Source organism: Arthrobacter sp. zg-Y179 (genome assembly GCF_020907345.1).
GTDB classification, from domain to species: Bacteria; Actinomycetota; Actinomycetes; order Actinomycetales; family Micrococcaceae; genus Arthrobacter_B; species Arthrobacter_B jinronghuae.
The window spans coordinates 135,858-149,227 of sequence record NZ_JAJJOB010000010.1 but is presented as its reverse complement, the minus strand read 5'-3'; the positions used below and the strand labels follow the sequence as shown (position 1 = coordinate 149,227).

At 67.5% G+C, this 13,370-nt stretch carries 10 protein-coding genes; 5 read left to right on the top strand and 5 right to left on the bottom strand.

Annotated features, from left to right (window positions below; translation table 11 throughout):
* Window positions 1–101: 101 nt before the first annotated feature.
* The gene (locus LOC56_RS11895) at window positions 102–1,130 is read left to right on the top strand and encodes a lipid II:glycine glycyltransferase FemX (protein ID WP_229952471.1); all 1,029 of its coding nucleotides are present in this window, start codon (window positions 102–104) and stop codon (window positions 1,128–1,130) included.
* 4 nt (window positions 1,131–1,134) lie between these two features.
* Here the strand turns inward: LOC56_RS11895 and manA are convergent, their stop codons facing one another.
* From manA to LOC56_RS11875, 4 genes are read right to left on the bottom strand one after another with little or no spacing between them, the layout of a single operon-like run.
* Window positions 1,135–2,457, bottom strand: coding sequence for a mannose-6-phosphate isomerase, class I (manA, locus tag LOC56_RS11890; protein WP_229952470.1), 1,323 nt, complete (start codon window positions 2,455–2,457; stop codon window positions 1,135–1,137).
* Between the two features lie 48 nt (window positions 2,458–2,505).
* Window positions 2,506–4,152 (bottom strand): LCP family protein, encoded by a 1,647-nt coding sequence (locus tag LOC56_RS11885; RefSeq protein ID WP_229952469.1) that lies wholly within the window; start codon window positions 4,150–4,152, stop codon window positions 2,506–2,508.
* Window positions 4,149–4,688, bottom strand: a complete 540-nt coding sequence (gene purE, locus LOC56_RS11880) for a 5-(carboxyamino)imidazole ribonucleotide mutase (protein WP_229952468.1) — start codon at window positions 4,686–4,688, stop codon at window positions 4,149–4,151. The genes LOC56_RS11885 and purE overlap by 4 nt, the downstream gene beginning before the upstream one ends.
* Before the next feature lie 3 nt (window positions 4,689–4,691).
* Window positions 4,692–5,858, bottom strand: a complete 1,167-nt coding sequence (locus LOC56_RS11875) for a 5-(carboxyamino)imidazole ribonucleotide synthase (protein WP_229952467.1) — start codon at window positions 5,856–5,858, stop codon at window positions 4,692–4,694.
* A gap of 193 nt (window positions 5,859–6,051) precedes the next feature.
* Here LOC56_RS11875 and LOC56_RS11870 point away from each other — a divergent pair, with 193 nt between their 5' ends.
* Entirely contained in the window at window positions 6,052–6,603 is a 552-nt protein-coding gene (locus tag LOC56_RS11870) for a GtrA family protein (protein WP_229952466.1), read from the top strand.
* Here the strand turns inward: LOC56_RS11870 and LOC56_RS11865 are convergent.
* A complete protein-coding gene (locus LOC56_RS11865; RefSeq protein ID WP_229952465.1) occupies window positions 6,581–7,315 on the bottom strand; it encodes a TIGR03089 family protein in 735 nt (244 codons plus the stop codon). The two genes, LOC56_RS11870 and LOC56_RS11865, sit on opposite strands and share 23 nt — an antisense overlap.
* A 339-nt stretch (window positions 7,316–7,654) precedes the next feature.
* Between LOC56_RS11865 and LOC56_RS11860 the strand changes: the two genes are divergently transcribed.
* From LOC56_RS11860 to LOC56_RS11850, 3 genes are read left to right on the top strand one after another with little or no spacing between them, the layout of a single operon-like run.
* Complete coding sequence (locus LOC56_RS11860) at window positions 7,655–8,200, top strand: WhiB family transcriptional regulator (RefSeq protein WP_229952464.1); 546 nt, start codon at window positions 7,655–7,657, stop codon at window positions 8,198–8,200.
* A complete protein-coding gene (locus LOC56_RS11855) occupies window positions 8,146–11,664 on the top strand; it encodes a glycosyltransferase family 2 protein (RefSeq protein ID WP_269437989.1) in 3,519 nt (1,172 codons plus the stop codon). Before LOC56_RS11860 ends, LOC56_RS11855 begins: the two co-directional genes overlap by 55 nt.
* Window positions 11,661–13,367 carry a DUF5719 family protein gene (locus LOC56_RS11850; RefSeq protein ID WP_229952463.1) on the top strand — a complete coding sequence of 569 codons (1,707 nt, stop codon included), beginning with the start codon at window positions 11,661–11,663 and terminating at the stop codon, window positions 13,365–13,367. Before LOC56_RS11855 ends, LOC56_RS11850 begins: the two co-directional genes overlap by 4 nt.
* The last annotated feature ends 3 nt before the right edge of the window (window positions 13,368–13,370 follow it).

Genomic DNA, 13,370 nt, shown 5'->3' with positions numbered 1-13,370 from the left:
TGATGCTGCCCGGCGGATCCGCCGGGCAGCATCAGCTGTTTGTAAGGCGCCGGTACCGCCGCTTTTCGGGTGTGGCAGCGGAGCCAAGTAGGCTGGAAGGCATGACACTGCGCGTTACCTCCTGCTCCGATGCTGCTTCCTGGAACGAAACCGTGAACCGCTTCCGCGGACATCCGCAGCAGTTGTGGGGCTGGGGGAAGACCAAGGCAGACCACGGATGGAACGTAGACCGCGTCCTGGTGAGCGACGACGCCGGCACGGTCCTCGGATGCGCGCAGGTCCTGCTGCGTGCGCTTCCCTTCCCCTTCCGGGCCCTTGCCTACATTCCCCGCGGCCCGCAGGGCGAGTCCGGGCGGGAACTCGAAGTCCTGGACGCCGTTGCGGATTACGTCAAGAGCACCCATTCCGCCGTGGCCTTGTCCATCGAACCCGATTGGGATGCGGACGGGAAGCTGGTGGCGGGGCTGCCCGGACTGGGCTTCCGCAGCAGCGAAAACACCATCCTCATCGGCCGGACGCTGATCCTGGACCTGCAGCGCAGCCTCGAGGACCTGTCGGGGGACATGAGCAAGAAACACCGGCAGTACATCCGCAAGTCCGGGCGCGAGGACCTGACCTACCGGCGCGTGACGCGCGGGGAAATCGCCAAATGCCTGGCCGTGTACAAGCTGACCGCCGAACGGGCCAACTTCGGCATCCACGAGGATTCCTACTACCTGGATATCTTCGACAACCTCGGCGAGGATTCACCGGTCTACGCTGCCTTCAAGGGCGAGGACGTGGTCGCTTTCCTGTGGCTTTCCACCAGTGACTACACCTCGTTCGAGCTCTACGGCGGAATGACGGAGGAGGGCGAACGGCTACGGGCGAACTACGCCCTCAAATGGCATGCCATCTCCGACATGAAGGAGCGGGGGATCACGCGGTACGACTTCAACGGCCTGCTCAATGACGGGGTGTCGAAGTTCAAGATGGGCTGGGCGAAGCACGAGGATCAGCTGGCCGGCACCTGGGACAAGCCCCTGTCCCCGCTCTATCCGGTCTTCTCCACCGCGCTGCCGCTGGCCAAGACAGCAATGCGCAAGGCCCGCGGGGCAGCGGCCGCCCTGAAGGCCCGGCTGGGCCGCTAGCCGCCTAGGCCTCGATATCCAGCCGGGGGGCATCTGCTTCCCCGGCCGGAACCGACCCGACCGTCACGGCAAACGCAAGCGCGCCGTCGTCGTGCTGTGCGGAATCCGCAGCGAGCCGGGCCACCACGGGTCCCTCGGACGCCGGAAGGAAGGCACTGTCTCCGGCCTCGAGCGTCAGGCTGCCCGCCGGGGACGTCAGGGCAATGGTGCCCCGCACCGCAATGACGACCGCCGGTCCGTGCTGCAGGACCGGCGCTTCGGCCGGGAACGGATCTCCGGGCGCGGCGGAAGGTCCCTGAGCGAGCTCCAGGCGCTGGAGCGCGAACTCCTCGAACGGCGGGCGGAATACCTGCTGACCCGCCCCCGTGTCCTCGGCAGCCAGGTACGGGACGCCCAAGGGACGGAAATCCACGGTCCGAAGCAGTTCGGGTACGTCAATGTGCTTAGGGGTCAGCCCGCCCCGCAGGACATTGTCCGAGGCCGCCATAACCTCCACCCCCAACCCGCTGAGGTAGGCATGGACATTGCCGGCCGGCAGGTAGACCGCTTCGCCGGGCTGCAGCGAAGCACGGTTAAGCAGCAGGGAGATCAGGACACCGGGGTCCCCCGGGTAGTAGCCGTTCAGCTCGGCCAGCGTGGACATTTCGCGGGCATATTCACCGTCGAGCTTCGCGACGGCGGACGCGGCAAGTTCGACGGCCTCACGCACGGATTCGCCGTCATTAATAAGGGTGCGGAAGACGGACTGCAGCCGCGCCGGGGCAGGATGGCCGGAGGACAGCTCCGCCACGATCCATTCCAGCAGGTCGGGCACCTCGCGGCCGGAGGCGGTGACCGCAGCATTGACGGCACGGAAGAGGCCCGCGGAGTCCTCCGGCTTCCGGAAACCGCACAACGCCTCGAAGGGCGTGAGCGCGAGAATCATCTCGGGCTTGGAGTTCCCGTCCTTGTAGTTGCGTTCCCGGGCACCGCGGTCCACGCCGGCTTCCTCCTCCGCGGCGTACCCGGCCCGGGCCTGCTCGGGTGTGGGGTGGACCTGCAGGGACAGGGGAGCCCCGGCCGCAAGGATTTTTGCCAGGAAAGGCAACTCGGGGCCGAAACGCCCGGCGGTGTCGGCGCCGAGCATCAGTTCGGGATCGGCCGCAATCAACTCGTCGAGCGTTTCGCTTCCGTCCACGGGCGGAACCAGCGCCGAGGGTGCCCCCGGGTGCGCACCGATCCACAGTTCAGCCTCGGGATCACCGGAGGGTTCCCGGCCGAACAGCTCGGCGATCGCTGTGGTCGATCCCCAGGCATAGGGTCGAACGGTGTTCCGGAGCAGGTACACGGGCCTCTTTCGTGTGCTGGAGAGTCGGGTCGGGCTGGGAAGGCGGAACTATCCCACGCTGCACTCGCCGTTGTTGTTCAGGAGCGAGCCGAGGGTGGCATCATGGCCTATTTCCGCGAGGTACTGAAGATACTCCACCGTTATTTCGGTTTCTTCCTCCAGCGGCACCTCGGTGATGGGAGTTCCGTCGGCTGCTTCGCCGTCCGTCCCGGCGTCCGCCTCCGGTGCCGGTGCGGCTTCCTCTGGTGCAGCTTCCTCCGGTGCGGCCGGGGCAGCTTCCTCCGCGGGAGCGGGGGCCGGAGCAGGTTCGGCAGGTGCGGCTTCCAGACCGGCCAGGAATTCCTGCACCCGGGCATGGATCAGGTTGAAGTCCGGATAGGTCACGAAGTTGTCCGCCGCCGCGCCGAAGTCCGGCGGGCCGATGGTCATCCGCTCCATGGGCTGGCCCTTGGCCTTCAACGCCAGGTCCACGAAGCTGCCCAGCTGGTCCTGGGGGAGATCCGTCTTCACGATCTCCTCACCGGCCGTGGCGATGGCTTGGAAGCGGGTCAGGAGCGTAGACGGGTCCATCTGCGCCACCATGGCCTGCTGGACACACTGCTGCCGGGCGATCCGGTGGTAGTCGGTCACGAATTCGCGCGAGCGGGCGTACCAAAGTGCATGGTAGCCGTCGAGGGTCTGGGTGCCAGGCGGAATCCAGCCGTCCGGCGGATAGTGCCGGTTCGTGCCGGGAATTTCCCCGGCAGTGATGGGCACCCAGCCGCCGGAATTGATGGTGACGCCGCCCATGGCGTCGACCAGCTGTTCGAAACCGCCCATGTCCACGATGACGTAGGCCTGCACCTCAAGCCCCAGGCTGCCGCTGACGGCGTCCATCATGGCTTCAGCGCCGGGATCAGCTGCCCCGGGGTAGAGATCCGCGTAATTCTCCGTCACCGTCTGGTAAAGGCTGTTGATGATGCACTCGTCGCCGCAGTTATAGCCGTCGGGGTACACATCGTGCAGCGGGGAATCCGTGGGGAACTGGGCGTTCTGGAAGTTGCGGGGAATGCTGAACGTCACGGGCTGGCCGGTTTTCGCATCCACGCTGATCATCGAGATGCTGTCGGGACGCAGGCCGGTGCGGTCCTCGCCGGCGTCTCCGCCCATCAGCAGGAAGTTGTACCTGCCGTCCACCGGGTCAAGGGACGGGCCCGAGGAAAAGATGGAGCCGAAAGTCTGCCGGCTGACGTTCATCAGGTAGGCACCGTAGGCGAGGCTGCCGCTGGTGCCAACCATCAGCAGGACCAGGCAACCGGCAACGAGCGGCCGCACCCTGCGCTGGAGCAGGGGAGGGCGGATGATGCGCAGGGTGTTCAGGAACAATAGACCCCAGGCAACGGCCAGCGCGGCCAGCACCAGCATGATGAGGAACGAGGCCCAGCCATTGGTCAGGACGTTGATCAGCAGTGCACGGTTGGTGACGGCCAGGATGATGGCTGCAATCGCCGCTGCCCAGACCGCGAAGGTGACTTTCAGGGCGCGCCTGCCGAGGCGCCGGTCCCCGGCAACCACCTGCGCTGACCCGGGAAGCACCAGGGTCAGCAGCAGGAGGATGAAGGCCCGCTTGGTGCGCACCGCCGGGGCCGCAGCCTGGGGGTACCGCACGGGATCGGTGTAGGAGCTGCCCGATGGTTCGGAGCGTTGCTGGTTCATTGCTGCTGGTCCGTTCCGGGCAGGGATGTGCGCAGCGCGGCGCCTTTGGCCATGGCGGACTGGCGCAGCCCGCCGGCAAACTCGATGAGCTGCTGCTGGAGGCGGGCAGCGAGCGGGTCCGTGCCCGCTGCGAGGATCCGGACAGCAAGCAGGCCGGCGTTCCGGGCACCCCCGATCGAGACCGTGGCCACCGGCACTCCCGCGGGCATCTGGACGATTGAGAGCAGGGAGTCCATCCCGTCCAGGTACTTCAGCGGCACGGGGACTCCAATGACCGGAAGCGGGGTAACGGCGGCCAGCATGCCGGGGAGGTGGGCGGCGCCGCCCGCTCCGGCAATGATGACGCGCAGCCCGCGCCGGTGGGCGTCCTGCCCGTACTCCAGCATGTCGACCGGCATCCGGTGGGCTGAAACGACGTCGGCTTCATAGGGGATATTGAATTCGGCAAGGGCAGCGGCTGCTGCGTCCATGACCGGCCAATCGGAGTCCGAACCCATAACGAGGCCTACCAGCGGCGTGGTAGCACGGTGGGGCATGCTTCAGTTCTCCTTCAGGGGGTCGCGGCCGTCACGGATGATGGCTGCTGCCCGGCCGGCACTGCGGCGGAGGGCGGGGAGGTCGTCGGCGGAACCGACGGCATTAACGTGGCCGATCTTACGTCCCGGCCGGACGGATTTGCCGTAGGTATGGACCTTGACGGCGGGTTCGGCCGCCAACGCCAGGGGATAGGCGGCAAACAGGTCGCTGTTGTCGCCGCCGAGGAAGTTCTTCATCACGGCAGCACCGCCCCGCAAAGCGGTTGCGCCGAGCGGGAGGTCGAGGACCGCGCGCAGGTGCTGCTCGAACTGGCCGGTGACGGAGCCGTCCATGGTCCAGTGCCCGGAGTTGTGCGGGCGCATCGCGAGTTCATTGATCAGGAAGCCGGGGCCGCGGCCCGGGGTCTCGAAGAGTTCGACAGCCATGACGCCGGTGACGCCCAGTTCCTCGGCCAGGCGCAGGGCCGCTGCCGCGGCAGCATCCGCGACGGCCGGATCCAGGTGCGGTGCCGGCGCGATGACCTCGTCGCAGACACCGTGGACCTGGATGGATTCGACCACCGGCCAGGCACGGCTCTCGCCGCTGGGCGTGCGGGCCACGAGGGCGGACAATTCCCGGCGGAACGGTACTTTCTCCTCGACCAGCAGGGGCCCGGAGCCGAACCAGTCGGCGCAGTCCGCGGCAGCCGCGGCGTCGTCCACTATGCGTACGCCCTTGCCGTCATAGCCGCCGCGCGGCGTTTTCAGGACCACCGGCCAGCCGGCGGCGTTGCCGAACGAGACCAGCTCCCCGGGAGTGGAGACCTCCGCCCAGCGGGGATTGGGCAGTCCGAGTCGCTCCACGGCGGCACGCATAACCAGTTTGTCCTGGGCATGGATCAGTGCGGCCGGACCGGGCTGGACATTGATGCCCTTTTCCACGAGTGCCCGCAGATAGTCACCGGGCACGTGCTCGTGGTCAAACGTGACAACGTCCACTTGGGCGGCGAAATCCGCCAAATCCTGAAGGTTCCGGTAGTCACCCACTGTGGCATTGGCCACTGCCGCCACGGCAGATACCTCGGGGCCCTCGGCGAGCACACGCAGCTCAAATCCGAGGGCTGTGGCCGCCGGGGCCATCATCCGGGCGAGCTGGCCGCCGCCTATCACGCCGATAATTGGGAAATCCACGGCTTAAGCGTACCGAAGAGGGCTGTTATTCCCGCCTCGCGGCACCGTTGTCGCCCTGGACACTAAGCAGACTCCCATAAAGGCGCGGTAATATCGGCTGTTGACCGCCGCGCGTCCGCGCGTCGGCAACTGGCAGCCGTCGACTCTTCCGCGAGTTTTCGGAAGTGCTGCCGCGGATCGGCCTCGGAGGGTCATGAATACATCGCTGTCAGATCGGCTTCGGGGCCTGGTTTCTCTTTTTTGGCGTGAGGTTGCCAAGTTCGGGACGGTAGGTGCCGTGGCCTTCGTGGTGGACAACGGCCTTACCCTCTACCTGATGCACGGACCGATGTCCGGCAGCGAGGTCAAGGCACGGTTCGTGGGCGCCGTCGTCGCCACCATGGTCTCCTGGATTGCCAACCGCTACTGGACCTTCCGCCGCCGCCGCAGCGTGGACAACGTGGGCCGTGAACTGGGACTGTTCATTCTGATCAACGGCGTGGGCATCGTGATTTCCACGGGCTTCACCTGGGTCGCCCGTTACCCCATGGGTATAGAGGACAAGAACATGCTGTTCCTGGCCGGCGTGCTGGGCATCGCCGTCGCCACCGTCCTTCGGTTCTTTGCGTACCGGTTCTGGGTCTTCAACGTTGAACTGGACCAGGAGCCCGGCTTCGAGCAGGACTATGAACTGATCGATGAGTCCATAATCCCGCCCGGCAAGGTCAAGCCGTACGGCGCCGTTAAGCCTCCAAGCGCTTCGTAACCTTCTCAGAGGCCAATACCCGTTCATCCGGTTCCACGCCGGCCGCAGTCAGCACGACGGCGCCGCCCGAGGCCCATGTGCCCACCGCCTCCTCCAGCACGAGCGGCAGGTCCGGAGCCGAAGCGAGCAGCACTTCGGCGGAATCATCCGCTGCTCCGAGCAGGGTCCCGAGCGATCCGTAGGACACCGTTCCGTTCAATTCGCGGGCGGCAGTAGGGCCCCCGACCTCGAGGGCCGGTTGTCCGCCCTCGGGCCGGTCGCCCTCCATATACGTGTCGGCGTAGGAGCGCACCTCCGCCGCGTAGTCGACGACGCCGGCCGGCAGCTCCGACGGGAACGCCAGGTCCAAGGCCCCCAGCGCGACGGCGACGATGGTCCCTTCCGCGCCGCTGTCCGCAGCGTCGGTGACTGTGACGTCCACGTGGTCTCCGTCGGCCGGGGAACCGAGAACCACGGTGCAGCCGGTCTGCCAGGCAGCCAGTGCCCAGACCAGGGTCTTCCAGTGGATGGGGAGGTCCAGGCGGACGCGCAGGCCGGGCTCGGCGTCCAGTTCATCGACCAGGAAGTTCGAGGTCTTGGCCACCCAGTTGTCCAGCACCTTCCCTGAAAGCTCGATCCGTTCCCCGGCGGGGCCGTACCAGATCAGGGCAGGGGAAGTAGCTTGGTGCGTGCGGAGCCCCGACAGCAGGGTGCTTGCTGCAGACATGGTCATGGAAATGGCCTCTTTCGTTGGTTCCCGCATGAGGCGGCACGGCGTGCACCGGCCTTATGCGAATGGCGGCGCGTAATAAATGTGGGGAACATGCAGTTCCCGGTTCCCGGACCGGGAAAAGTGCGACGCGCCGGGCTGATGTGCGAAATCCCGGGCGTGGCGTTCCCGGCATCCGTTGATTGAACTCTATAGGATGCCTGAACAGCTTGACGGAGCCGTATTACACGCGTGTAATTAGGTATCGGATTTGTTCCAGCCACATGGGAGGAGCCGCAGGGCCCAGGCCCCGCCGGCACCACCACACAGCCGCCGCTGGAGCAGTAACACCGGGAGGACTCCATGGGGCAAGCAGAAGAAACGCAGGACAGCACGGTCATCGCCGGGCAGGCTTCGGCCAGCTACGGCTCAAGGGGTGTCCCCGTTGACTGGTACGTGGATCCTGCAGATCCGGCTGCTGCCGAGCGCTACCGCCGGGAAACCGCCGGGACCCTCGAGGACCAGGCCACTGCCTTCCTCGCCGCGCATGAGGCGCTGGCGGATGCTCCTGCCGACGAAGAGCTCGTGCTGGACCCGCCCGTTTCGTTGTTCCAGGCTCCGCCCGAGTCCGAAAGCCGGCCCGTCTGGATTGGACTGCCGGGCCTAGGCCAGGACTACGCAGACGAGGGCGAGCTGGGCTGGCAGGCGGATGCCCTCTGCGCACAGACCGATCCCGAGGCTTTCTTTCCCGAAAAGGGCGGCTCCACGCGGGACGCCAAAAAGGTCTGCGCGGCCTGCAATGTCCGTTCGCAGTGCCTCGAATATGCACTGGCCAATGACGAGAGGTTCGGAATCTGGGGCGGCTTGTCCGAGCGCGAACGCCGTCGGCTTCGGAAGCAGGCAGTCTAATTCATTCGCAAGTCCATGTTTGCGCTGTTGTTGTAGCCCATAACGGTGCCTCTTATCTGCCCGATACACTCTCTGCGCTGACGGCCCAAACCCGGCCTGCGGACTTCTGCATCGGCGTTGACGCCGGTTCCACGGATGCCAGCGCCTCGTTGCTGCAACTGGGACTCCCGGTCGGCAGCCCGGTCATTGCAGTTCCGGCGCGCAGCGGCTTCGGCGCAGCTGTGAAGGCGGGCCTGGCCGAACTCCCGGACAACCTGCGCTCCACCGGCAGCGCGTCCGCTCACGACGGCGGAACCGGGGACGGCGCCGGCACCGTGCAGGAATGGATCTGGCTGCTTCATGACGACTCGGCTCCGGATCCGGGGGCACTGGAAGAACTGCTCCTGGCCGTTGAGCGCGCACCTTCCGTAACCATCGCGGGCGCGAAGCAGGTGGAATGGGACAACGACCGACGCCTGGTGGACGTGGGCCTCAGCATTGACCGGTGGGCCGAAAGGCTCACGCTGATCGACGCCGATGAACTGGACCAGGGGCAGTACGACTCCCGCAGCGACATATTTGCCGTGAACTCGGCGGGCATGCTGATCCGCCGCGATGCCTGGGACCTGCTGGGCGGGTTCGACCCTGCATTGCCCGGAAGCGGAGACGACATTGACCTCTGCTGGCGGAACCGGCTGGCCGGAAACCGGGTGGTCGTGGTGCCTTCGGCGCGGATGCGCCATGCGGGCAACCGGCCCAACCCTGCTGCCTCCGCATCTGCTGCCCGACGGGCGGAGATCTTCCTCCGGCTCAAGCACGCCCCCTTGTGGCAGGTGCCGTTCCTAGCGGTAGGTGCGGTCCTTGGCGGCATTGGCCGCTTCTTCCTCGGGATGGTGGCGAAGGACCCCGGATATGCGGTGTCCTCGCTGCTATCCAGCGCCGCGGCGGTCCTGCGTCCGGTCGATCTGTACCGCTCCCGACGGCGTGCGGCGGGTACCCGTCGTCGCCCGCGCAACGCGGTTAATGCACTGCGCAGCGGCAGCAGGGAGGTCCGGGAGCACCGGCGGACCATGTACCGCGATGCTTCGCCGGAAGCTTCCGAAACAGGGAGCGCGGAATACGTCCCCAGCGGGGACACCAATAACGACTTTGCCGCCCTGGAAGGTCCTGGACGCGCCTGGGTAGGGCTCGGCGCCCTCGCTGCTGTGTTGTTGCTGGCAGGGTTCTCCCTGGCCGGCCTGCACCGGCTCTTCGGCGCCTCGGCCGTGGCCGGCGGGGCGTTGGTGCCCCTGGGGCAGGGCGTGGGCGAGGTCTGGGCCGCGGCGACCGGTTGGTGGGCGCACCTGGGCTCCGGAGCCCCGGCCCATGGCGACCCGTTCAACTTTGTCCTCTCACTGCTGGCGATCGCCGGATTCGGCAACGGCAATGCCGCCGTGCTGATCCTGCTGTTGCTCGCGCTCCCGCTGGCAGGGCTGAGTGCCTGGTTCGCAGCCGGGGCCTTTACCAGCCATCGCGGGCTGCGCTTCTGGGCAGCGATGTTCTGGGCGGCGGTTCCTGCGTTCCAGGTGGCCCTGGGCAGCGGCCGGCTCGGTGCACTGGTTGTGCACATCCTGCTTCCACTTACGGTGCTGGCGGTTGCCCGCGCCGTTGGCTCGGGTGCAGCACCCGGGACCGCAGCACGCGGGACAGCAGCATCCGGGACCGCAGCACCTGCCGGTGCCGCCTCCTGGACCGCTGCCGCCGCCGCAGGCCTGCTGCTGGCCGCCGTCACTTCTGCCGCTCCGCTTGTGTTCGTGCTGGCTGCCGCAGCAGTGCTCCTCCTGACGCTGGGACTGCGGCGCCGTGCAAGGACCCTGTGGTGGGCCCTGCTGCCCGGTGCTGTCCTCCTGCTACCGCAGGTCCTTTCGGCTGCTCCCAACCTTCGCGCACTCCTGGCCGATCCTGGCATGCCGCTTGCTTTCGTCCGGTCCGAGGCCTGGCAGCAACTGCTCGGCTATCCGCTGGCTTTCGACATCAACGGCACCCTGGCGGGCCTGCTTCCGGTAGGCCCCTGGCCCCTGGTGCTGGCACTGGTGGTCGGTGCTCCTGTTGTGTTCCTGGCGGCCCTTGCCCTTTTCCGGCCCCGGTCCGCGCCGCTGGCCAGGCTGAGCTGGCTGCTGGTCCTGACGGCCCTGGCACTCAACGCCGCAGCGTCCTACGTGGGAACCGCCGCCGCACCGGATGCGGTGGTGACGGCATTCACGGGACCGCTCGTCTCCGTCTGCATACTGTTGCTTCTCTGCCCGGCGCTGGTCTTTGCCGGCGACCTCCTGTCCGGTGCGCGGCGCCGCACGGTGGCCCGCGGCAGCCGCGTCCTGGCCGTAGTGCTCGGAACGGTGCTGGCAGCCGGTCCGGCCGCCAGCCTGGGCTTCTGGGTCATCCCGCAGTTCACCGGCAGCGGTTTCCCCGGAACCGAGACCCCGGACGAGGCCGCCGCGGCCATCCTGCCGGGAACCAATCTGGAGGTCCAGGGTGCAGAAGACCGCAGCCTGCCCGCCACGGCAGCCGATGCCGGCCATGACACTACACAGTCACGCAGCCTCGTCCTTCATGTCGACGGCGAGGGCAATGTCTCAGCCGCGCTCATGCGGGGCGGCGGGACCACGCTGGAGCAGCTTTCCACCATTTACGCTGCCCGCGGCGTAAAGGGCGGTGCGGGCGAGGAAACGCTGTCGGACGACGATCCGGCGACTGCTGACCTGCGCCGCGCGGTTGCCGCGATTACCGCCGGCACGGGAGTTGACCCCCGGACGGACCTTGCCCGTCTCGGCGTCGCCTTCGTGGTGCTGCAGGAATCCGATACGGCGGCCGAGCTGCTGGCCGGGCGGATGGACTCCGTACCCGGATTGTCCGCAGTGGGACAAACCGGCTCAGGGTGGCTCTGGCGGGTGAGTGAACCACTCAGCGCAGCCGGTACGGAGACGCAGTCCGGGCTTGGCGCGAGGGCGCGCATCCTTAATGCGGACGGCAGCACTGCGTCGGCCGTGCCGTCCCAGCCCGAAGACATCCGCACCTCCATCCCGGCCGGCGCCGAGGGCCGACTGTTGGTCCTCGCGGAACGCGCCGACGCCGGATGGCAGGCCAGCCTGAACGGCAGGCCGCTGACCGCAACGGATCGTGAGTGGGTGCAGGCCTTCGAACTGCCTGCCGAGGGTGGAGAGCTTCGCGTGGACTATGTCAGCGCAGCTTCGCCGTGGCTTGAGGCGCTGCAGATCCTGGTGATCGGACTGACTCTGCTGCTGGCGCTTCCAACACCCACCGGCCGGACTGTCCGCCTTCCCGGCAAACGGGATTACCCCGAGATACAAACGGCGGCCAGCGAGCTGCAGCCCGCTCCCGGGCCGGTATCCGGTTCGGAACAGCCGGCTGCAAAAGAGGAATCGCCCGTGCCCTTCGGCGCAGGCCCGCACCGGGTTGACCGGACCCCGGAAGGAAGCCAGCAATGAGCAGGGACAAGTCCGGCAGCAAGCCGGGAAAGCAAAACCACTCTTCCACCGGGGAAGAGGCTGAGGTGCGACCAGAGGCGCCCGAACGGTCTGCTTCAACTTCTCCTGCGTCCGCGCCAGCCGGCTCCGGCGGGGCCACTGCCCGCCGGTCCAGCTCCGGCGGGGCCAAAACCGCAGGACGCTGGACCACGGGAGTCCTGCTCCTGACTGCCACCGGTGCCCTGGTGGCGGGGACGTCGTTTGTTGGAACAGGCTCCGCAGGCGGTGCCGTCGACGTTCCCTCTGCCGAAGTTCCCGCCGGCCCCCTGACCGGTGTGTGCCCGCAGCCGCCGCGGCTGCTCGCCGGCAACACAGCCGGTACGGACGCCGAGTTCAGTGCGGAGTCCACCTCTGCCAAGTCCGTAGTCAGCGCCGTTCTCCTAGCCGATGCAGGCAACCCGCTGCCCGCCGCCGAGCTGTCAACAGTCTCGGACCGATCGGTCCTCAAAAGCATCGGCGGCGGCACGGACTCACCGCTTGCCGGAGAGCGGACCGCCGGCGTCGTACGCGAGATGCCGGTCTCTGCGGCGGCGCTTTTGAGTGCGGAGCCTTCCGGCGCCCAGCAGGTCACGGCCGGTGCCACCATGACCTATACCGCTGCGGACGGCGATCTGGCCGGACTCACGGCAGCCACCTGCCAGGCCCCGGCCAACGACCTTTGGCTGGTGGGGGCACGGACCAACGTCGGAGCCGCCGCGGTGCTGCAGTTAACCAACCCGTCCGTAACCCCTGCCGATGTCAACCTGGAACTTTACGGCACTGCCGGTCCGGTGGAAGGGCCGGGAAGCAGGGGCATCGCCGTGGGACCGGGCGAAACAAAGTCGGTGGTCCTTGCCGGACTGGCCGCCAACCAGGACTCCCTTGCCGTGCGGGTGCGTAGTTCGGGCGGCCCGGTTTCAGCGGTGATTTCACAGAACCTGCTGCGGGGCCTGACCCCCGGCGGTGTGGAGCTGATCCAGCCCACAGCGGCTCCCGGGCCGGCGCAGGTGGTCAGCGGCGTGCGCATCCAGAACCCGGAGGCTACCCGCAACCTGGCGAAGGAGGAGGGCTACGCGTCGGTCACGCCGTCGCTGCAGATAGCGGTGCCCGGCGCCAGCGACGCCGTCGTGAACGTCCGGGTCTTCGGCAGCAACGGCGAAGCCGTCCTTGAGGGCGGCGGAAGCTACAACGCTGCGGCAGGCACAGTCACGCGCCTTCCGCTGGATACGCTGCCCGAAGGCACCTACACGCTCGATATCTCGTCCGACGTCGCCGTGGCCGCCTCGGCCGTCTTCAGCCGCGGTTCCGATGCCGAGAAGGGAACCGATCTTGCAGTTGCTCCCGCCGGTGAACGCCTGGGCAGCGAGCACCTGGCGGTGCTGGCATCGGGGGACTCCACGCTCTCCTTCACGGCACCGGAAGGGGCGTCCGAAGTGCGCCTCGCTGCTGTCACCGCCGACGGCGTCCTGTTGGCCGAGAAGACAGTGCAGCTGAAAGCGGCCTCCACAACCATGGTCAACCCGGGCGACCTGGGTGGACCGGCAGCCGCAGTCCTGGTCAGGGCCACAGGAGCACCGGTTTACGGCGCACAGATAGTGACCGGGGGAGATACCGGGATCAGCGTACTGCCCCTGCCCCGGGGCACCGTGGGCGGCAGCCGCGTACAGGTGGGCGTGGGGTACTAGCCC